Below are 21,297 nucleotides of genomic sequence, written 5' to 3' on the forward strand. Positions count from 1 at the left end.
CGATTCTGCCGGAGGTTCCGCCTCCCCGCGCAGCGAGACTTTCCTGATGACGGAAACGTCCCGTCGCCGCGGAAGCGATCGCATTCCTCGTGCAGGGCGACATGAACTGCGATGGCGCGCTCACGCTCGACGACATCCCGCATTTTGTGCAGGCGCTGGTGGACCCCGACGGGTATGACGCCATGCACGAGGAATGCGATCGCTTCCGCGGCGACCTGAATGGCGACCATGCGGTCGATGGACTTGACGTGCGGGCGTTCACGGCGGCCTTCAGCGGGTAGGGACGGCAAGTCCGGCCGGGGCGCTGAACACTCGTCTAGCGATCGACCTCGCCCATCACGACGTCGATGCTGCCGATGATGGCGGCCACGTCGGCGAGCAGACAATTCGTGCAGACCTGGCTGGTGATCGAGAGATTGCAGAAGCTGGGCCCGCGGGCTTTGACCCGCGCGGGGATGGCGCTGCCGTTGCCTTGTACGAAAAAGCCGAGCTGGCCGCGCGGATTCTCCATCTCGTAGTAGATCTCGTCGGCCGGCAGCTTGAGTGTTTTGCCCTTCTTGTCCAGTACGTCGCCCTCGGTGCCGCGCAGCTTCTGAAGCGCTTGGCGCAGGATGCGCACCGACTGCTTCATCTCGAGGATGCGCACAAAGTAGCGATCCCAGCAGTCGCCGACCTTTCCCTTCAGCCCCTCGCCAATCGGCACGTCGAATTCGTATTCGTCGTAGCCGAGATCCTTCTGCACCTTGCGCAGATCCCACCGCACGCCGCTGGCCCGCAGACACGGTCCGGTCAGCCCGAATGCGATCGCGTCGGCCGCGCTGATGACGCCGATGTTCGCGGTGCGCTTGACGAAGATGTGGTTGTAGCTAAGCAGATTGTTGTATTCGTCGATCTTGGGCTCGAAGTAATCGAGGAACTCCTCGGTGAGGTCGATGAAGCGATCGGGCAGATCCTGCGTGACCCCGCCGACGGTGATGTAGCTGTAGGTCAGCCGCGCGCCGCAGGCCGACTCAAACAGGTCGAGGATCATCTCGCGCTCGCGGAAGGCATACAAAAACGGCGTGAAGGCGCCGATGTCCAGGCCATACGTGCCCATCGACACGAGGTGCGACGCGATGCGGTTCAGCTCGGCGAAGATGACGCGAATGATCTGCGCCCGCTTGCTCACCTCCAGACCGGCCAGTTTTTCCACCGCGACGGCGAACGCGAGGTTGTCGTTCATGCCCGCAAGGTAGTCCATGCGATCCGTGTACGGGATGTATTGATACGGCGCGACGTTCTCGCCGATCTTCTCGGCGCAGCGATGGAGGTAGCCGATGTGCGGCACGGCCTCCAGCACCATCTCTCCATCGGTGCGAAGCACCACGCGCAGCACGCCGTGCGTCGCCGGATGCTGCGGGCCCATGTTGACCAGCATTTCCTCGGTCGGCATGTCGCCCTGGGCGATCTCCTCGTCCGTCAGGTCCACGTTGATGTCCGGCCGTGCTTCAAGAATCATGTCCGCCATTGCAATCTCACTTGCTCCACGCTCGCAACGGGTTGTTCCGCACTCGGCAGCTCGCCCGGCGTCGATTCACCGCGCGGGCTGAAGCCCGCAGCTCGTTGATTGATCCAACCGCTCGTGCGCCGGTTCGTTGCGCGCTAATGCACCGGGCGGGTCTGGCCGTACTCCGTCACCGCCGGAATGCCGTGATACTCCATCGGGAAGTTGTAATCCTTGCGAAGCGGATGGCCTTCCCAATCGTCCGGGCAGAGGATGCGTCGCGGGTGCGGGCCATCCGGTCCTTCCACGCTGTCCGGATGGTTATCAAACACGATGCCCATCAGGTCATACGCCTCTCGCTCGTGCCAGTCGGCCGCGGGCCAGACGTCGGCCACGCTTGGAATGTGCGGCGTGTTTCGCGGCACTTTGATTCTGACGCTGAACGTGTGGCGGCGATTCCACGGGTCGCGCCCGTGGGGCTGGCCTGCCAGCGCGTCGAGGTCATACGTCGCGGCGAGTTGATCGTCTTCGAGGAAATCCTGACTGGTGATGCATCGCAGCATGTTGAAGCCCATGCGCGGGTCGTCTCGCAGAAAGCGGGCGACGTCAGGCCAGGCCGTGGCGTCCAATTCGACATGCGGCAGCGCGCCGGCGAAGTTCGCCCCGCGAATCTTCTCGCCGAAACGCTCCTTGAGAATTGAAACAATCTCTTCCGACGTCATGCCCGATCCCTCACACCGCTTCGACCAAACGACTCGACTGGTCCTTCGCCTTCAACCACGGATCCTTGGCGATCGACGTATTGCGAATCTTGTCCTGCAACCGCATCAGCCCTTCGAGCAACGCCTCGGGCCGAGGCGGACAGCCGGGTACGTACACGTCGACCGGCACCACGAGATCCACGCCCTTCACAACGTGATACCCGTGCTTGAAGTACGGCCCGCCGCCGATCGTGCACGCACCCATCGCGATCACGTACTTCGGCTCCGGCATCTGATTATACAAACGTCGTACTCGACTGGCCATCTTGAACGTCACCGTGCCGGCCACAATCATGAGATCGGCCTGACGCGGCGTCGCGCGAAACGCACCGGCCCCGAACCGGTCGATGTCGAACCGGCTCGCGCCGACCGCCATCATCTCGATCGCGCAACACGCCAGGCCGAACGTCATCGGCCACACGCTGCTGCTGCGGCCCCAGTTGATGGCCCAGTCCAGCGACGTGACGATCAGGCCCTCTTCAAACCGATTTTCAATCCAACTCATGGAATCACCCTGTCTAGCTCCACTGCCGAGCCGCTCGGTACAGTTCATCACGCGGTGCAGCCTGCGGCCGCTCCTTCAACCCCGTCGCCCGCACCCAGTCGAGATAGCCGAACCGCCACAGGTACAGGAAGCCCACGACGATCACACCGAAGAAAAAGAGCATGTCCCACAAGGCCGCGATGCCTGCTTCCTTGTAAACCACGGCCCACGGGTAGAACAGCGCGATCTCAATGTCGAAAATCAGGAACACCAGCGCGACGACATAAAAACGCAGGTCGAACTGCACCCAGCTGCTGCCGATCGTCGGCTCGCCGCATTCGTACGGCGCGCCCTTCTCCGGGTGCGGCAGGCTCGTGCGTACCAGCCGGCCGACCGTCAACCCGCCCAGCGAAATCGCCAGCCCGCCCACCACGAACAACAGCAGGCCGATCACCACGTCAATGCCATCTGACATGCAAGCAACACTCCGTTCGATCAGTCCGAGCAGGACCCGTCCTGGCTCGGCTTACTCCTTCTTCGCGCTGGACGGCTGCAACGCCTTGAGCATTTCCTCGCGTACGGGCCGCGCCCGCTCCTCCCAGCGCGCCTTCTTTGCCGCCGCCCACTCGGGCATGTCGTCCTTCTGCATCCAGTACGGTTCGGGCGTCTGCTTGCCGATTTTGGCCAGCTCGGTGAACTCGACGCACATGTCCTCGCGCGTGTAGGCGCTCAAATCGTGGTTGTCGCCCATGTGGATGCAGTCCGTCGGGCACGGGTCGCAGCACAGCGCGCAGAACATGCACTTGCTGTAATCAATCGCGTAGCGCTCCAGCGCCCCGCCGACCGCCACGCCCGTCGCCTTGTCGATCTTCCGAGGACCGCTCTTTTCGATGTAAATGCAGTCCACCGGGCAGGCCTTCGCACACTGGTCGCAAGCGATGCACTTCTCGGCCTCGAACCAGTGGAACCCGCGATAGCGCGGCTGAAGGGCCGGCGCCATGTCGGGGTATTGCAGCGTGATCGTCCGCGCGAAGTTGTATTTCAGCGTGATGCGCATGCCGATGGCGATTGTTCGCACCGTGTCGAAAATGTTCCGGAAGTACTCCCGCGCCGTCGCCATGCCTGTCCCTCGATCGCGCCGATTGAGTCCGGCAGCGCACCCTTCCATCGGCCTTGTGTTACCAACCCACCTGCCAGGCGGAGTATAGCCGAGCCGCGCCATCGCTCCAACAGGCGGAGCGCGACGCAGGGCCGACCGGTTGTCAACAAGACGCGTCCACTCGTTTGTTGTATAATGCATGATCTCCGGGGCATTCGAGCCAATGAGCATTTTCTCGCGACATCCTGTTACCCGCGGGGCGATGCATCGCGCGCGGTTCCGTGCGATGGCGCTGGGCGCGCTGATGGCCGGGGCAGGCGTTACCCGTGCGAACCAGCCCGCGCCTCCGCCGCACGAGGAGCCGTCCGATGCGCGGGCCCAGGTGTACTCCCGCTTCGTGCTGCCCACGCTCGACGGCACCGATCGCATTGCGCTGTCGGACTTTCGCGGGCGGCCGGTGCTGGTGGTGCATTTCGCCGCGGGTCATGCGGCGTCGCGCGAGGCGTTGCTGGATTGGCACAAGAAGTCCGCCGCGCTGGTGAAGGCCCACAAGCTTTGGCTGCTGCCCATCGCGCACGATCATTACGCCGATCGCGTGCGCGTGCTCGCGTCCGCTCACCGGATCACCGAACCCATCGCCCACGACGTGCTGAACCTGACCGGCGCCCGGCATCTGCCCCGGCTGGTCTACGTTCCTCGCAAGGGGGCCCCGCGCGAAGTAGCCGGCAACGAGGATTTTGATAACTTGCTAATAATGCTGGGCCGGGGCAAGCCCATCGAACCCGCTGCCATCGCCGAGGAGGATCGCGAGCAGTTGCCCGAAACGCGCGTCACGCGCCGCGCCGCGCGCGATGCCCCCGGCCCCGAGCAGCTTCTCGCTCATGCCGACGCCCTCGTGCTCGCCGGCAAGCCGCCGCAGATCGACGAAGCCATCGAGTTCTATCGCCAGCTCGCGTCCCAGGAACCGGCCCGTGCCGAGGCGCTCCTGCGACTGGGCATCGCCTATCGCATGCGATTCGATCGCCCACAACGCCAGCCCGGCGATCTCGCCGCCGCGATCGATGCCTGGGCCGCCGCGGCCAGGCTCGATAAGGAGTGCGATGCGCTGCGACTGCGGCTCGTGCCGTTCCTCCCGACGGGCAAAGGCCCCGCGCCCTACGAATGGCTCCGCAAGGCAAACGCGACGGGCAGCCACGCGCGGTTGGACATCGAACCGTTGCCGGTCGAAACGGGTGACAAGATCGCGGCAAATGATGAAGCGGTGCCCGATGCCGGCGAGGCCGCGCCGGAGGATCACACGGCCGTTCGCATCGAGACGGCGCAGCATACATGGCGCGTGAACAAGGCCGATCATGTGACGGTGATCGTGGCGTTCATCCCCGATGCGGCCGACGGTTTCGGCTGGGCGACGAAGCAGGGGCCGACCGTTCGGCTGGAGAAGCCGCCCGCCGGCGAGTTGGACATCGCCGAGCAGTCGTACGCGGTTCGATACGTGACATGGCCGGCGGTGGGTGGGCCGGCATGGCCGGGTGCCGAATCAGACGCGGAGGAAGCAGTTGCCGAATCCGATTCGCGGGACGGCCGCTCGCGCGAGGGTGAGGAGGAGGAGGAGGGTGCGGAACCGCACGCCCGCAGCCCCGGTGAACGCGTGTCGCATACAAATGTATATGACGAGCCGCCGGCCTCGCGCCCGCGCTTGGTGCGCTTTCACCTCACGCTGCCTGCCGGCAAACGGGCCAGGGGAATGTCGCTCCACGGCACTGCGACGTACTCCTTGGTCCGCGGCGAAGGCCCGGCGCAGGCATTCCGACAATCGTTTGAGATTGAGTTGCGATAATCGTGCGTGATTGGCTGGAACTGATTTCAAGACTCCTCTCCCCCTTGGGGGAGAGGTCGGGTGAGGGGGAAAGGCGTTTCAAGGAACATGATTCACCCTCACCCCAATCCTCTCCCTGAAAAGAAGAGGGAGTTTGAAACAGCTTCTACGGCCCGGCCGGCCTCGTCGTTGCCGTCGAGGCCGCGGGCGGTTGCGCTGGCCGGGGTGGAACAGTTCGATGCCCAGGTCGGCGGTCTTGAAGGTCTTCGAGCCGGGCTGGCGGTGAATCCTGAACGTGCGCTTCGGTCAGCCTGGTGCGTCGAGGACGCACCCTGGCTAACCGGTCTGCCTGCCTTTTCGCTTCGTACGCGCTCGACGACTTTCATGAATCGCGCGTCGTTCAACAATCGCTGCGCCAGGGTTTCGGCCAGCACCTCGGACCCCTTGTCGAAGAAATGCACGTTGTCGCGGATGTGCTCCAGGTCGTGCGGCACAGCGCGGTAGCCGTCGAAAAAGATGCAATTGTATTTTTCTGCCACCTCCGCTCCGATCGCGCTCATCTTCTCATACGTCTCGACGATCAGTTCCAGCGTCATGCCGCAGCGGTCGGGCGAATAGGCCAGCGCCTCGCGGATCTCCGGGCGCGTGATATTCTCCTTGGTGCCGAGGTACGACTGTGAACACAGCACACACAACACGCCATCGCTCGCGGAAAGCAACGCGAAATCTTCCAGGTTCCGCCGATACCACGCGAAGGCGTTGGGGTGCACGGGCCTGGCGATCTCCGGTTCCTTCTGCTCATCCGTCAGGACGTACGCGCCTTCCATCGAGCGCTTCGTCATCGTGAAGTACAGCACGCGTCCGCGGCGGCCGATCTGCGTCTTGCGCGCCAGTTGCATCCACAGCGGCCGATTCCCGCCCACGCCCATCGGGATGAACGGCAGCGACTCCAGCGTTCGGAAACGGCGCTGGCCCATGTCATTGAACGCTTCGTACTGAATGATGACATCCGGTTTGAAGGCACGGCCATTGCAAAGGTAGTTTATTTTTCCAGCGAAGTTGTCCAGCCCGGGCAGCGCGAGGTTGATGACCTCCACGGGCATCTTCAGACGCTCGCGCAGCTTCTTTTCCAGCGCGCCGGGCCAAGTTTTTTCGTCGCTGCTGGAGAAATACTCGAACGCGCTGGACCCACCGAACACCTCGATTCGGAGTGTGCCCGGCGCCTTGGCGTAGGCGTAGTCCGGCCCGCGAAAGCCGTACTTGTTGATGCGAACTTGGTTGCCCCGAGCGTTGTCCACCACCTGGAACGGCGCCATGCGATAGGAGATGTTCCCGTCGGGGATCATCTCCAGCCATTCGTGGTAACTTAACGGCGCAAAAATCCACAGCCCCAATTCCACCATTGCAATGGCAACACACAGCGCCATCCCGCCGGCCACCGCGGCAAACAGCATTCTGCGACTCCGCCGCCGTGTGGATTGGGATGTCAGGTGTGATTCAGGATGGTGTGCATTGGATTGGCTATGTGACATCGAACGTCCTTCCGTTGCGGGCGATTAGTCCGATAACAGCCACGCGCGGCTTGAGTATGGTCTTTCCACGCCGGAAAGCATAGAATAGTGCAATCGGAGTGGAAAGTCGGACCGATCTCTCGTGCAGATCGGTCGGTTTTGCGAGGGGCAATATGCGCACGACTCACCGCGTTCTATACCTTGGTGTTCTTGTCATTCTCGTCGGCTGCAATTTGTTTCCGACGCCGATTTTACCGCCGTCGGGGTTAACCATCGTGCCCGGCGGGCCGGCGAATACGAATCCCTATTTCGGCAAACTGCGAACGGCGCAGGGCACGCCGATCGGCGACTTCATGCTCGCCTCGTGCGGCTGCGGCGACTGGCGCGTTTTGATCGAGCCGTCCAACGGACTGGCGCGCGCGTCGTTTCCCGTCAACTTTTACACGCAGGGCGACTACACGACCGACAAGATGGTGACGGTGTACGGCGAGGACGAAGCAAGCGGTGAAGCGCTGTCGGCCGTGCTGAACCAGCTCGAAGGATTAACTACAGGCGTCTATCAGCCGGTTGGCGAGATGCAATCACGCTTCGACGCCACGCGCGGCGATTCGCACAACCAGCCGGTCGAAGCCTGCGGCAAGTGTCACATCGGCGAGGACACGGTTTATCCGTTGCCTCCCTGGCATCCCCAGAAGTACAAGACCAACCCCAATGTCTGTTTTGAGTGCCACACCGTCAACGGTGGATGACGCGCGGTCGTGAAGCGGCCGTGGGTTTGAAATCTCAAATCCCACAGCTCACACTGCATCCATGCGCATGCAAGCCGGCGGCTGGCGATCCGTCAGCCGTGGCGAACGAGAAGCTGCCTCGGTTCCGTCACCTCCGCCAAGGCGGAGGGCCGGGTAAGGTGGGCATGCGTGGATTCCGGCGTTCGCGGAATTGCGACGTGGCATCACGCCGACACAGGGCATCTTACGGATTCAGCAGCAATTGGCCCGCCGCAGTCGCCCGCACGATGTCGTTGGCGTTGTCATCAACGATCGCAAAGACGTTGTAAGTTCCGTCGGGCACGCCGTTGCCGTTTTCATCGAGAAACGCAAAGGTGAATTGCCCGGTGTTGCCACCTTCGCTAAGCAACTGATCCCGCACGAGAATGATCTCGTTGCCGTTGTCGCGGTCATCGTCCGGGTCGAGGCCGAGCGTCAGCAGCGCGTCAGCATTCGCGTTGCCGTTGTCGTTCCAGGCGATGTTCGTCGTGTTGCCCGTCGTGACGGTCGTGTCGGCGGCCGGCGCGGTGAACGTGAAGGTCGGTACCGGCAGGGCCGTGGTGATGGTGAAGATGCCGGTCGTGCCTCGATCCGGATCGCGCGATCGGGCGGTCTTGGTGGTGCCATCGGGCGCTTCGATCGTGGCGGTAATGACGTAGTCGCCGACGCGCACGCCGACGATGTCCCAAACGAACTTGTCGTTCTCGCCGTCGCCGATGGCATCGCGTCCGCTGCCGGGGGTTCCATCGCCAACGAGCTGGATCGGCTCACCGATCGGTTCAGCCAGATTGTTCTCTCGCTGCGCGGAGATGCGCACGACGGTACCTGGAATGGTCGCAATGTCGGCCCACTGCACAATCGTCTGCACGCCCACGGTCGTCGTCGTTGCAGCGGCGGGATTCACAATGGCAATGCCGAGATCCAGGTCGGTCGTCTTTTCCGGGGGAAACAGCTCCGGCCCGAACAGGAAGTTCAGCCCGGTGCAGCCCAGCCCCGCCAGCGCCGCCAGCAGCACGAACGATTTGCAGACGATTCGGCGCGGAAAAGCCGGCCCCACGCTTCGATTGGGATTCACGCGACGTACCCCTCAATAGGCTGGCGAGGATCGGGGGCCTCTGTCGAGGCTCGCCCATTCGATTGTTGCATGGTGAAGGTGTCCATTTCCACTCGGCTGATAGGGTTCATCCTCCTATTCTTTCGCCCGACGGTCCGCTTTGGATTAGCGCAAAGCGAATAGCAAGGCTCGAATCGGGCGAGTTTGGCTGGACGACCGATAATCCGGTCGGCGAGGCGTGTTCAGGACGGTTGCCGAGAGGGGAGGCCGAGAGAAGATTGGATTGACCGTCGCTTGAGCGGGCTCGTATACTAGAGCAGCAGTTGGCGTTCCCGCCTTTCGGACAGGGCGTGCCATCACCCTCGCCCAGCGCAGCAAATCGTGGAGTCACATATGGGTAGCGCGCGTTCCAACGTTGTGAATCGTATTTCCCGCCGTCGGCCTGCATCGGTCTATCTTCTGGCCGTGACCGCCGCCGGCATGTTCCTGGCCACTGGCGGGATGTCCGGGGGCACCTGCAACGTCAACCTGAATCCGCCGGGCAACAACAACGGCAACAACAATGGCAACAGCAACACGGGCGGCGGTCCGCAGATCACCGCGTCGGATCATGTCCTGGGCAATGCGAATGCGCCGGTGACGGTCGTGGAGTACAGTGATTTGCAGTGTCCGTTCTGCGGCCGATTCGCGAGGCAGGAGTTCGCAACGTTCAAGGCCAATTACATTGACACCGGCAAGGTGCGGTTCGTCTATCGCCATTTCCCGCTGACGAACATTCACCCGCGCGCGCAACCGGCGGCCGAGGCGAGCGAGTGCGCGTCGGATCAGGTTGATTTTTACGATTACATCGACGACGTATTTTCCAATTCCAGCGATGTCAATACGCTGTCGGACGAGTCGCTGCGCAATTACGCCATTGCCCTGGGGGCCAGCGGCGCCACCTTCGACACCTGTTTTGGCGGCAACGCCAAGGCTGCGCGCGTTCAGCAGGATGTGAACTCCGGCAGCGCGCTGGGGGTGACCTCGACGCCGACGTTTTTTGTCAATGCTCGGCGAATCGCCGGTTTCCAGACCGCGGCGCAGCTCGGGGCGGCCGTGGATCAGGAACTTGGCGGGTAGTTCCAGTTCTCGTGTGTCGGCCATCGTGCGTTGGTTGTCGCGCAGGGGGCAGGCAAGCCTTGCGCGTTCCGATGCCGATTTTGCGCGGAACGGACGTTGCGCATCTGCGCTGGGCCGCGTTCTGATTTTGTCCTCGCCTTTGACTGATGACGCTCGTGACGGCTGACCGATGGAATTCGCGCCGGTCGCGCCGATGCGCGGCCGAAGTTTCCTCGCGAGACGAGTAGCAAGTCATGGCACCAGGTCGTCCGATAAGTTTATTCTTGCTGATAGGCGTGGGGTTGTGGGCATGTGGCTCGTGTACGACGACAGCCGTCGTGAATTTGCCGGCGGCGCAGAGCGATTTCGCCGGGCCGATCGGCCAAGTGGCGACGCGTGCGGTCCAGGTCGGCTTCATCAACAATACGCCCTTCCGCGCGATCTTTACGTTTGGGAGTTACAACCCGCTCGATCAGGACGGCTTGCCGACCAACTTCGGGCAGCGACGAATCGAGGGCAACACCGCCACGGCCGTGGTGGCGGCGCCATGTCGCAAGACGTTTTCGATCGGCGGCGAGGAGTTGATTCGCCTGATCGATCAGAATCGCAACAATCCGCAGATCAACATCACGGATGAGCGCGCGCTGGTGGAGGGAGTTTTTTTCTCCTCCGCGCCGCTGGGCGACCCGCTGGAGGCCGAGCCGACCGAAGGGACGGCACAAGGCATCAACTTGCTCAACGGGGTCGATTTCACCTGCGCGCGAAAGGACATAACCGATACCACGGGTGCGGGCCTGCTGACTTTTACGTTTGAAGAAGATCCGGCCGCGCCCGGCGGATTTCGGATCGACTATGCCTTCCTCCCGCCGTGATCGCGGGCGAACGTGGTTGAACCTGATTTGCTCTGTTGACAACATCTGCTGCGAATTTGCCCCCGGCTATCGCCGGAGGGTGTAGGCCAGGACGCGGATCGCTGCTTCGGTGAACAGACCGCGTTCTGTGCGGGCGTTCAGGTGCGATCCCATGGTGCGTTTGAGCCCGCTGAAGAAGGACTCGACATGCCAGCGACGACCATACCGCTTCGGCAGCCGCGTCATCTGCGATCGGTAGCGACCGTTCACGCCGCCATCGCGGCGATGCACCGCCGGCGGGATGTAACTGCGCACGCCCCACGTCTCACGACAGTACGTATGAACCCACTCCGCATCGTAGCCGGCATCCGCGTACAAATACTTCGGGCGCAGCTTCTGGGCGGTTTCCGTCAGGAGCCAGCGCGCTTCAGCCTTGTCGTTGCCCGGCCCCCAGCCGACGACCAGGCCCGCCGCCAGCATGCTCTTGCAGGTCACAGACGCCGACACCTTCACGTACTGCTGGCGCTGCCGCCCGCTGCGGCTGACGTAGTGAGCGCTGGCCGACGAGGTCTCCAGACCCGTCGAATCCATCGCCACTTCGTCGCTCTGGTCACCCACCTCACGCAGAATCTCTTGCAGCAGGAATTCCAGAATCTCCGGAATCACCGTGCGATCAGCGAACTTCTTGAGCGTCGAGTAGTGCGGCAGCCGCTCCATGCACAGAATGCGGCGAAGCTGGCCCGAGGCTTCGAGCAGTTCAATCACCCCGCGATAGGTGGTCTTGGTATAAGCCCGCAGCACCAGGCAGGTCATCAGTTGCCGCTGCGTGAACTTATGCGGACTCTTCGGGTGGCCGTACGGCAGCAGGCACCGCCCGGCGACCTTCATGCTCAGCGTTGCGACGTTCAGCAGGAGATTGGTGTTCTTCGCCATGAACGGCGTTTACAAAATCAACGCCTCGAAGTCAAGATGTTTTCAACGAAGCAAACCTGATTCTTCGGCCTCCCATTCAGGCGACGAACGTCTGAAGTCCGCCTATACTTCCCTCCGTCATGGCGGCCACCGGTTCGTTCTCGGGCGCTTCATCTTCGGTCCGATCCATCGGCGCGGTCGCCCGCCGCGCTCGGTTTATCCACCGTGCCGGTTCGCCGCATCCGAATCATCCTTCATCCGTTCGGAGGTCGTACCGTGCTGTCCATTGCGCTTCGAGTCTTCCTGACGTTGGCGCTGCTCGCCGTCGGCATGAGCTATGTCGAGAAGGGCAGCCTGCTCCCCGAGTATCGCGTCTGGCTGATTCTCGGCTCGCTGGTTCTGGCTGCGGGCGTCATCGCGGTGGATGCATCCATCCCGCGCAAGAGCCTCCAGGCATTGGCGGGGCTGTTCTTCGGGCTGACCATCGGATTGCTGATTGCCTTCGGCCTGGCGTTCGTGGTCGATGCCCTGGCGGCCGCGTTTCTTCCGCCGTCGTTTACCGTCGGCGACACGCGCCCCGTCATTGACATCACGAAGGTTCTGATCGGCATCATCGTCTGCTATTTCTGCGTGAGCTTCATTCTCCAGACCAAGGACGACATCCGCTTTGTGATACCCTATGTGGAGTTCGCGAAGCAGGTAAAGGGACAGCGGCCGATCATCCTCGACACGTCGGTCATCATCGACGGTCGCATCGCCGACATATGCGACACGGGAATTATTGATCAGAGGCTCATTGTGCCGCGCTTCGTACTTTCGGAGTTGCAGGCGGTGGCCGATTCGACGGACAAGCTGAAGCGCAATCGCGGCCGCCGGGGCCTGGACGTGCTGAACCGCATGCAGGGCAGCCCGCACATCGACGTGCAGATATACGATGCGCTGCCGCCGGGGGCCGATCCGAACGAGCCGGTGGATCTGAAGCTGCTCACGCTGGCGCAGCATCTGAACGGTCAGGTGGCGACGAATGACTATAATCTGAACAAGGTGGCGAAGCTGCGCGGCGTGAAAGTGGTCAACATCAACGATCTGGCCAACGCGATGAAGCCCGTCCTGCTGCCGGGCGAGGCGATGCAGGTGAAACTGATCAAGCCGGGTGAGGAGCCGGGGCAGGGAGTGGGGTATCTCGATGACGGCACGATGGTCGTGGTTGAGCAGGGGCGCAATCGACTGGGCGAGACGGTGCTCGTGACGGTGACAAGCGTATTGCAGACGTCGGCGGGGCGGATGATCTTCGGCCGGATGGAAGGCGCGTCGGGCGGTCCGGCTGCTTCTGACGCGCGCCGCCGAGCGAGCGGCAACAGCGGGACGATCTAGAACAGGTTCTAAAACTCCTCTCCCCCTTGGGGGAGAGGTTGGGTGAGGGGGAAAAGTAGTTCAAACAAAATGATTCACCCTCACCCCGACCCTCTCCCTGAAAGGGAGAGGGGGTTTTGAAACCGCTTGTAGGTGACGCCGAGGCGACTATACGAAGGCATGAAAGGAACAGGCATCGGTGGTGCGCTGCCCACCGATGGGTTTATGGAAAACGCGTGATGCATATGGCGGACCTGTCACGGCATCAGAAGAAAATCGTCGAGCGTTATTACGAACACCGCGACGATATCATGCTCGCGAAGCTGTCGGAGCTGGCGGGGGAGTTGTTCCTCGCGGATGGCGAAAAAAAGCTCGAACGCCTCTGGCAGCGCGTCGCGCTGGCGATGAAGAACCTGAAGGTCAAGGAGTCGCTGGCGAAGCACATCCTGGATTCGCGCGACCCGACCCTGCTGGCGCGGCATGTGAAGGACTGGCTGGCGAAGAAGTAGGGGGCGTCCTCGACGCACCACCCGAATCGAGCCGACGTGATGGCGCGTGCTTGAAGTCTTCGGCGGTGCGGTCAAGATATGGCTGCGGGTGATACTCCCCAGGAGGATTCAAAGATGACCACGCGACGAGAGTTTATCAGCGGATTGTCGGCTTTTGGCGGAATGGCGCTGCTGCCCGGTTGCGCGGGCGCGGCCTCGGCGATGGCCCTGTTGGAGGAGGGCGGCGATCCGCCGATGGAATACACCTTGCCGGCGTTGCCATACGACTACAAAGACCTCGAGCCGCACATCGACGAAGAGACGATGCGGATTCACCACGGCAAGCATCACAAGGCCTACGTGGACGGATTGAACGGCGCCTTGAAGAAGCTGGCCGAGGCGCGGGCGAGCGGAGACCTCGCGGGCGTGCCGGCGCTGACGCGGCAATTGGCGTTCCACGCAGGCGGGTACTTCAATCACGTCGTATTCTGGAACAACATGGCGCCGAGCAGCAAGGGCGGCGGCGGGCAGCCGTCGGGCAAACTGGCCGACGCGATCCAGCGGGATTTTGGCGGATATGACAAGTTCACGGCACATTTCACGGCCGCGACGACGACGGTGGAGGGCAACGGCTGGGGCGTGTTGGCCTATCACGCGGCGCTGCGTCGGCTGGTGGTTTTTACGATGCTGAATCAGCAGATGGGCACGCCGGTCGGCACGACGCCGCTGCTGATGTGCGACGTGTGGGAGCACGCGTATTATCTGAAATACCAGAACCGCCGGCCGGACTACGTCAAGGCGTGGTGGAACGTCGTGAACTGGAAGGACGTCGAGTCTCGCTACGCCGCCGCGATGAAGTGATTACAACGGGCCGATCGCGCAAGCGGTCGGCGCACGAAGGCGCCGACAAAATGACCTGTCCCCAGTGCAAGGTGACGATCGAGGCCGACAGCGTGTTTTGCCGCCATTGTGGCACGCGCGTCGGCCCCGGCGCGAAAACCGCGTCGTCGCCCGGGGGCGTCTGGTCCGCCTCGACGCCGCGGTCTGGCGCTGCCCCGGCGCAATCGCCCGGGGCATCGGCCCCATCCACCGCCTTGACGGCGGGGGCCACTCCGGAATCGCTGGCGCAGCACGCGCCGCCCGGCTCGGAAACCTATCGCGACCCGGCGCACGAGAAGGAAGTCTGGCGCGGCCGGCCGGCATGGAAGGCGTCAGCCGGCGTCTGGGCGCTGTGGTTGCTTGGCGCGATCGCGCTGACCATCCTGGTCTACAAGTACGTCGATCAAGGCAGTCGCTTGCGTGACGTTGCCTGGGGGCTGATCGCCGCGGCGGCGGTGGTGCTGTTCGTGCGCCACGCCCTGGTCGTCTTCAGCCGGCAGTATCGCCTCACGACGCAGCGGCTGTTCATTCATCGGGGCATCTTGAGCCGGACGACCGATCAGACCGAGCTGGTGCGCGTTGAAGACGTTCGTCTTAAGCAAGGTCTGATGGATCGCATCCTGAACACCGGCAACGTCGAGGTCATCGGCAGCGACCGCACCGATGAAAACGTTGTTCTCGAATCCATCGACGTACCCGCCGAGGTCGCCGAGAACATCCGTCGCACCGTTCGCGCGGTTCGCACCAAAGGCACCCTGTTCATTGAGAATGTCTGACGCGACCTCGCCACGCCCCGAAGCCGGTTACGCCGCGGCGTCGCCCGGCGCGGTCGACCCCGTGCCGCTCTATCGCAATCGCAACTTTATCCTGCTGTGGCTGGCTTACGGCGTCAGCGCCTTCGGCGATCACGTCTCCGAGATGGCGCTGCTGAAGATGCAGAACGCGCTGGATCCATCGGTCACCGACGTGACGCGGCGCAACGCCATCATGCTGTTCGCCTTCATGGCGCCGTTTTTCTGCCTGGGGCCGATCTTTGGATGGTTGGCCGATCGCCTGCCGCGTCGCGCGATCATGGTCGCCGCCGACCTGATCCGCGCGGTGGTCATCTTCGAAATGTTCGCGATCCTCACCGGCATTCACCAGCGGCTGGGGCACGCACCGGACACGCCGCTCACCGTCGGCGTCGCCATTCTGCCGCTGGCCCTGCTGGGCGTGTTTGCCGCGATGTTCTCGCCCGCGCGATTGTCCCTGCTGCCCACGCTCGTGCGCACCGATCAACTCATTCGCGCCAACGCCTGCACCGCGGGGCTGGGCATGATCGCCAGCATCGCGTCGTTTCTCGTCGGCGCGATGCTCGTCGAGCGTTACAGCGTGCGTGCGAACTTCATCCTTGACGCCGCCACGTTTCTCGTCAGCGCTGTGCTGGTCTTTGCGATTCGACCGCCGGCCGCCGTCCATCGTGGACCGTCTGAGCACGGCCTGCGCGCCGTCACCGAGGCGTTTCGATACGTCCGCACACATCGCCGCGTGTTGGAGGTGATTCTGGTCTCCACGGTTTTCTGGGCCGGCGCTTCGGTCGTGCGAAGCATCATCCCCGCGCTGGTGAAGGACGTCTTCGGCGGAACCTACGAGCAGATCGGGGTCTTTCAGGGGCTGCTTGGCGTCGGTCTGCTCGTGGGTTCCGTCGTGCTGACGCTGCTGGGGTCGGCCCTGCGGAGCGAACTGGCGATTTCGTGGTGTCTGAAGCTCACCGGCCTGGCGGGCCTGTTTCTCGCTGCGGTCATCCTGCTGGGCTGGGGCCGACCGGCCGGGGCTGCGGCGATTTTCATGGTGGGGTTCTTTGGTTCGGGCATCGGGGTCAGCGTCAATGCTCTGCTTCAACGCATCGTGCCCGACAGCCATCGCGGGCGCATCTTCGGCGTGAACGACATGTTCAGCATTGCCGGTCTGCTGGCGGCGACCGGCGCGCTGGGCATCCCCGACTGGCCGGAGATCGACAAACATGTATCGTGGATCACGGCGATCGTCTCGATGGCGCTGATCGGCACGGGTGTTTGGACGACGCGCGTGCGTCTGCGCCGCGGACGGTTCGGCGTGTGGCTGACGTTCTGGCGAAATCTCAATTCGTTCTATTGCGCGTGGATGCCGCGGTGCCGGCGCATCGGTCTGTGCACCATTCCCGTTGAGGGGCCGGTCATCATCGCCGCGAATCACAATTCCGTGCTTGATCCGTTCGTTCTCACCGCCGGCTCGCCAAATCGCTCGATCGGCTACATGATCGCCAAGGAGTACGCGGCGCTGCCGATCCTAAGAAGTTTGTGCCGGGCGATCGAATGCGTACCCGTCTCGCGCAGCGGGAATGACACGGCATCGATCAAGGCGGCGCTGCGTCACTTGGCCGAGGGGAAGGCGCTGGGGATCTTTCCAACCGGACGGATCGTTCCACGTGACGGTCCGCAGGAGCCGCGCGAAGGCGTGGGGTTGCTGGCGCTGCGCAGCGGGGCGATCGTGATCCCCGCCTACATCGACGGTCTTCGCCCGGCGCACGACTGGACCAGCGGCTCGGCGGCGCGGCGCTCGCGCTGGTCGAATCTGCTGGACCTGTTGAGCATGATGTTGCCGTTCTTCCAGCGCCATCACGCAACGGTTCGATTCGGTCCGCCGGTGGATCTCTCGGCCTTCGCCGGGCGCGAAAAGGATCGTGAGGCGTACGCTGCGGCGGCCGCGACGATCATGGACAGCATTCTTGCCTTGCGCGATCGTCCCGTGTCGCAGGATGGCGTGATCCTTTGAGAAACCAGAGGAATCGCAGCGCGATGATTCCGGTTTGCGCAGGGACGTCGCGGCCGACGTCGTCGTCGGCCGAGGGATCGTTAAGATTCGTTGTCTTGCGGGGACGTTGATTGCCGCGTGCATGCGCAACCCGCAGGAGCGGTAGCGGTGCCGTTGCGGTGAGCGAGTGCTGCGGGCGGCTGTGTGACGGTTGACGGCCGAGGCCGTTAGAATCGATTGCGGATGTGCGGTGGATGAAAGTCCGCGTGATGAGCGCCGATGAGTTATCACGTCCGGCAGGATGAGACGTTGTCGCCCGAGGGGCTGGCGAAGCTTCAGCGCGCCAAGCTTGCGCGCGTGCTGGACGAGGCCGCGCGGTGCAGTCGGTTTTATCAGAGCAAATGGGACGGTCTTGACCTGGAGTCGATCGGTCAAGCGGCGACGGTGGAAGCGGTGCTGGCGGCGTTGCCGTTGACGACGCGGGCGGAGATTCAGGAGGATCAACAAGCCGCGCCGCCGTTTGGCACGATCCTGACGCATCCGGTCAATGAATACACTCGACTTCATCAAACGTCGGGCAGCACGGGTTTCACATTGCGTTTCATCGATCGGCCGGAGGATTGGGCGTGGTGGAAGCACTGCTGGAGCATGGTCTATCGAGCGGGCGGTCTGACGCCGGAAGATCGGTGCGTGTTTCCGTTTTCGTTCGGACCGTTCGTGGGTTTTTGGGCGGCGTTCGAGGCGGCGGCGGCACTGGGGAATCTCTGCCTGCCGGCGGGCGGCATGACCACTCGCGCGAGGCTGGACTACCTGCTGGAGACTGAAGCGACCTTTGTCTGCTGCACGCCGACCTACGCGCTGCGCATGGCGGAGGTGGCGCGCGAGGCGGGGATCGATCTCTCGGCGTCGCGTGTTCGCGCGCTGATCGTCGCGGGGGAGCCGGGCGGCAGCATTCCCGCGACGCGTGAGCGGATTGAGACGGCGTGGGGCGCGCGCGTGCTGGATCACGCCGGGATGACCGAGATCGGCCCGTATGCGTTCGAGTGCATCGAAGCACCGGGCGGCATGCACGTGACCGAGAGCGAGTTCATCGCGGAAGTGATCGATCCGCATTCGCTGCAACCGGTGGCGGCGGGGCATCCCGGCGAGTTGGTGCTGACCAACCTCGGGCGGCTGGGTTGCCCGCTGATTCGCTATCGCACGGGGGATTTGGTGCAGCGGGTGCGTGGTCGTTGCGCGTGCGGGCGGTCGTTCGCGCGGCTGGTGGGCGGCATCCTGGGGCGCATCGACGACATGGTGACGATCCGGGGGAACAATGTGTTTCCCGGTGCGATCGAGGCTATACTTCGTGAACATCCCGGCATCGTGGAGTTTCAACTGCAAGCGCTGACCGACGGCGCACTGGCCGAGCTTCGCATCGATCTGGAGCCGACGCCGGGAGTGGATGCTTCCGATTTGCCGGAGACGGTCGCGCGGGCCGTGAAAGACCGGCTGAATTTTCGTCCGACGGTGCGATTGGTCGCACCGGGGAGCCTGCCGCGGTTCGAGATGAAGGCGCAGCGCTGGATCCGGACAAAGGGACACGTGGAGCCTGATGAATGACAAATGTCGAATATGGACAACAAGCCCCTGATCGGACGTGCGGCGCCGGATCGGCGCGTGGTGCGGTCGCTCTCGCGTTTCTTCAAACTCTGTTCCTGCTTTTCCGTTCGCCGCAGCGCGTGGCCTGTCGCGCGATGGCACCGGCGGCGATCGCGCTGGGTATTGCGTTTGCGCCGGCCGCCGCTTCCGATTGGTCGCACTGGCGCGGGGCGGACCAGAACGGTTCTTCGAACGAATACGGCACGGTCAAGACGTGGTCGCTCGAGGGCGAAAACCTGCTTTGGAAATCGCCCGAGGGCGGGCGCTCCACGCCGCTCGTAATGGGCGGGCGCGTGTTCTACATTGCTCCGGCCGGCGATGGCGATTGCCTGCAAGAGCGAGTCATTTGTCTTGATGCCGATACCGGCAAGACGCTATGGGATTATCGCTTCAATGTCTTTTTCTCCGACATCGTCGCCCAGCGCGTCGGCTGGACGGCTCTTGCCGCCGACCCCGAGACGGGCAATCTCTACGCACACGGCACCGGCGGACAGTTTCTCTGTTTGTCAAAAGACGGCAAGCTGCTCTGGCAGCACTCGCTCACCGAAGAATACAATCGCATCAGCGGGTACGGCGGCCGCTTGATGACGCCGATCGTGGATGAAGACCGCGTGATCGTCAGTTTCCTGAACACGAACTGGGGCGATCACGCCAAGCCGGGCCATCGTTTTGTCGCGTTCAACAAGCACGACGGGTCGGTGGTTTGGTGGGCCGAGCCGGGCGGCCCGCCGGTGGACACGACGTACGCCACACCGATCGTCATCGTCGTGGAGGGTCGTCGCCTGCTCGTGGCGCCGTGCGGCGATGGCGTCGTGTACGGCATGGAAGCGCGCACCGGCAAGGTCGTCTGGTCGTATGCCTTGAGCAAACTGGGGTTGAACGTTTCGCCGGTCTGGGTGGGCAAACACGTGTTCATCTCGCACAGCGAGGAGAATCGCGACTCGACCGTGATGGGCCGCATGGTCTGCATCGACGCATCGAAGACCGGCGACATCACCCAGCGCGGCGAGGTCTGGCGGATCGATGGTCTCGATGCCGGATACGCGTCACTTGCATATGCGAACGGCCGCGTCTATGCCGTGGACAATTCGGCGACGCTGTTCGCCGTGGACGCCGTGGCCGGCAAGGTCGCCTGGAAGTTCAAGCTCGGGCGCGTGGGCAAAGGCTCGCCCGTGGTGACGGCGGACAACGTGATCTACGTCGGCGAGCAGAACGGTATTTTCTATATCCTCAAAGATGCGGGCGCGCATTGCCAGTTGCTTAGCCGGCAGGAGTTCGCCCCGCGCGAAGGCGGCGCGATCGACGAGCTGTACGGCTCGCCGGCGGTTTGCGGCGGGCGCGTTTATTTCATGACGCGCTACGGGATGTACTGCCTTGCCGACAAGAATGCGAAAATCCAGACTGCCGACCCGACGCCGCAGCCGAAAGAAGACCCCGGCGACGATAGGAAGCCCGCGACCATTCAGATCGTCCCCGCGGACGTGACGCTGATGCCGGGTGCGCGGCAGCAGTTCGAGGTGCGCGCGTTCAACAGCCGCGGCGTCCCGACGAACGAGACGGCCGGGCCGCTCGAGTGGTCGCTGACCGGCAACCTTCGCGGGATCATCAGTCAGGACGGCACGTTCAGCACGATGGACAAGATTCCGTTCACGACGGGCATGTTGACGGTGAGCGGCGGCGGCTTGTCGGCGTCGGCACGGGTGCGCGTGTCGCCGTGGCTGCCGATCCACGAGGATTTCGAGCGTCATCGCGAGGGCCTTCCGCCGACGGGTTGGATCGGCGTCGGCGGCAAGACGCGCGTGACGAAGCACGATGGGAGCATGGTGCTTCAGAAGCTGGCCGAAAAGGGCAAGCCCTCGCCCGTCTGGAAGATGCGCGCGTTCGCGACGATACCGATCCCCGGCGGGTACACCGTCGAGGCGGACTTGCAGGGGACGCTGGCGCGGAAGCGTTTCCGGCCGGACATGGGCGTGATCAATTCTCGCTACGAACTGATCCTGTTGGGCATGCAGAAGGAGCTGGAGCTGGCGCGGTGGCGCGACGAGCCGACGCACGCGCTGCGCAAGCGCATGCCGTTCGAGTTGAAAGAAAATGCGTGGTATCGGTTCCGGCTTCGCGTCGAGCCGGCGGGCAGCAAGGCGCTGGTGCGCGGCAAGGTCTGGCTACGGGATGAAGCGGAGCCGAAGGACTGGACGATCGAGATCGAAGACCCGTGCCCCAATCCCGAGGGCAGCCCGGGGATTTTTGTTTACTCCAACGGTACCACGGACAAGAGCGACGGCGCCGAAGTGTACATCGACAATTTCCGCGTGCTCGTGAATCAGTAGG

General features: G+C 63.3%; 20 protein-coding genes. 12 read left to right on the forward strand and 8 right to left on the reverse strand.

Translation table 11 applies throughout. The features are described from left to right. The first annotated feature begins 101 nt into the window (after nt 1–101). Nucleotides 102–281, forward strand: coding sequence for a hypothetical protein (locus HRU71_09715; GenBank protein QOJ03741.1), 180 nt, complete (start codon nt 102–104; stop codon nt 279–281). A 35-nt stretch (nt 282–316) separates the two neighbouring features. Here HRU71_09715 and HRU71_09720 read toward each other — a convergent pair whose 3' ends face one another. The 5 genes from HRU71_09720 to HRU71_09740 form a co-directional block, all read right to left on the reverse strand. Then, entirely contained in the window at nt 317–1,507 is a 1,191-nt protein-coding gene (locus tag HRU71_09720; GenBank protein QOJ03742.1) for an NADH-quinone oxidoreductase subunit D, read from the reverse strand. Nucleotides 1,508–1,641: 134 nt separating this feature from the next. Next, nucleotides 1,642–2,205, reverse strand: coding sequence for an NADH-quinone oxidoreductase subunit C (locus HRU71_09725; protein ID QOJ03743.1), 564 nt, complete (start codon nt 2,203–2,205; stop codon nt 1,642–1,644). Nucleotides 2,206–2,215: 10 nt separating this feature from the next. Continuing rightward, nucleotides 2,216–2,749, reverse strand: a complete 534-nt coding sequence (locus HRU71_09730) for an NADH-quinone oxidoreductase subunit B (GenBank protein ID QOJ03744.1) — start codon at nt 2,747–2,749, stop codon at nt 2,216–2,218. A 13-nt stretch (nt 2,750–2,762) separates the two neighbouring features. Beyond that, nucleotides 2,763–3,203 (reverse strand): NADH-quinone oxidoreductase subunit A, encoded by a 441-nt coding sequence (locus tag HRU71_09735; GenBank protein QOJ03745.1) that lies wholly within the window; start codon nt 3,201–3,203, stop codon nt 2,763–2,765. Between the two features lie 51 nt (nt 3,204–3,254). Continuing rightward, a complete protein-coding gene (locus HRU71_09740) occupies nt 3,255–3,848 on the reverse strand; it encodes an NADH-quinone oxidoreductase subunit I (protein ID QOJ03746.1) in 594 nt (197 codons plus the stop codon). 202 nt (nt 3,849–4,050) lie between these two features. Here HRU71_09740 and HRU71_09745 point away from each other — a divergent pair, with 202 nt between their 5' ends. Then, nucleotides 4,051–5,664 (forward strand): hypothetical protein, encoded by a 1,614-nt coding sequence (locus tag HRU71_09745; GenBank protein QOJ03747.1) that lies wholly within the window; start codon nt 4,051–4,053, stop codon nt 5,662–5,664. A gap of 98 nt (nt 5,665–5,762) precedes the next feature. Here HRU71_09745 and HRU71_09750 read toward each other — a convergent pair whose 3' ends face one another. Next, on the reverse strand, nt 5,763–7,097 hold the full coding sequence (locus tag HRU71_09750; protein ID QOJ03748.1) for a hypothetical protein: 1,335 nt from the start codon (nt 7,095–7,097) through the stop codon (nt 5,763–5,765). Nucleotides 7,098–7,327: 230 nt separating this feature from the next. Here HRU71_09750 and HRU71_09755 point away from each other — a divergent pair, with 230 nt between their 5' ends. Then, nucleotides 7,328–7,903, forward strand: a complete 576-nt coding sequence (locus HRU71_09755; protein ID QOJ03749.1) for a hypothetical protein — start codon at nt 7,328–7,330, stop codon at nt 7,901–7,903. A 223-nt stretch (nt 7,904–8,126) separates the two neighbouring features. Here HRU71_09755 and HRU71_09760 read toward each other — a convergent pair whose 3' ends face one another. Then, on the reverse strand, nt 8,127–8,996 hold the full coding sequence (locus HRU71_09760; protein QOJ03750.1) for a hypothetical protein: 870 nt from the start codon (nt 8,994–8,996) through the stop codon (nt 8,127–8,129). 372 nt (nt 8,997–9,368) lie between these two features. On the opposite strand from HRU71_09760, the gene HRU71_09765 reads away from it, so the two are divergent. Further along, nucleotides 9,369–10,094, forward strand: a complete 726-nt coding sequence (locus HRU71_09765; protein QOJ03751.1) for a DsbA family protein — start codon at nt 9,369–9,371, stop codon at nt 10,092–10,094. A gap of 317 nt (nt 10,095–10,411) precedes the next feature. After that, entirely contained in the window at nt 10,412–10,945 is a 534-nt protein-coding gene (locus HRU71_09770) for a hypothetical protein (GenBank protein QOJ03752.1), read from the forward strand. A 66-nt stretch (nt 10,946–11,011) separates the two neighbouring features. Here HRU71_09770 and HRU71_09775 read toward each other — a convergent pair whose 3' ends face one another. Next, nucleotides 11,012–11,857, reverse strand: coding sequence for a transposase (locus HRU71_09775; protein ID QOJ03753.1), 846 nt, complete (start codon nt 11,855–11,857; stop codon nt 11,012–11,014). A 309-nt stretch (nt 11,858–12,166) separates the two neighbouring features. Between HRU71_09775 and HRU71_09780 the strand changes: the two genes are divergently transcribed. The 7 genes from HRU71_09780 to HRU71_09810 all read left to right on the forward strand — a co-directional run bounded on the left by HRU71_09780 (nt 12,167) and on the right by HRU71_09810 (nt 21,296). Then, on the forward strand, nt 12,167–13,210 hold the full coding sequence (locus HRU71_09780; GenBank protein ID QOJ04980.1) for a PIN domain-containing protein: 1,044 nt from the start codon (nt 12,167–12,169) through the stop codon (nt 13,208–13,210). 218 nt (nt 13,211–13,428) lie between these two features. Further along, nucleotides 13,429–13,698, forward strand: coding sequence for a hypothetical protein (locus HRU71_09785; protein QOJ03754.1), 270 nt, complete (start codon nt 13,429–13,431; stop codon nt 13,696–13,698). A gap of 234 nt (nt 13,699–13,932) precedes the next feature. Beyond that, on the forward strand, nt 13,933–14,538 hold the full coding sequence (locus HRU71_09790; GenBank protein QOJ04981.1) for a superoxide dismutase: 606 nt from the start codon (nt 13,933–13,935) through the stop codon (nt 14,536–14,538). A gap of 50 nt (nt 14,539–14,588) precedes the next feature. Beyond that, on the forward strand, nt 14,589–15,332 hold the full coding sequence (locus tag HRU71_09795) for a PH domain-containing protein (GenBank protein ID QOJ03755.1): 744 nt from the start codon (nt 14,589–14,591) through the stop codon (nt 15,330–15,332). Further along, on the forward strand, nt 15,325–17,349 hold the full coding sequence (locus tag HRU71_09800; GenBank protein QOJ03756.1) for an MFS transporter: 2,025 nt from the start codon (nt 15,325–15,327) through the stop codon (nt 17,347–17,349). The genes HRU71_09795 and HRU71_09800 overlap by 8 nt, the downstream gene beginning before the upstream one ends. 258 nt (nt 17,350–17,607) lie before the next feature. Next, the gene (locus HRU71_09805) at nt 17,608–18,930 is read left to right on the forward strand and encodes an AMP-binding protein (GenBank protein ID QOJ03757.1); all 1,323 of its coding nucleotides are present in this window, start codon (nt 17,608–17,610) and stop codon (nt 18,928–18,930) included. Further along, nucleotides 18,927–21,296: a PQQ-like beta-propeller repeat protein gene (locus HRU71_09810; GenBank protein ID QOJ03758.1), complete on the forward strand. Its 2,370-nt coding sequence runs from the start codon at nt 18,927–18,929 to the stop codon at nt 21,294–21,296. Before HRU71_09805 ends, HRU71_09810 begins: the two co-directional genes overlap by 4 nt. The last annotated feature ends 1 nt before the right edge of the window (nt 21,297 follow it).

It is taken from the genome of Planctomycetia bacterium, assembly GCA_015200345.1.
Classification (GTDB): domain Bacteria; phylum Planctomycetota; class Phycisphaerae; order UBA1845; family UTPLA1; genus PLA3.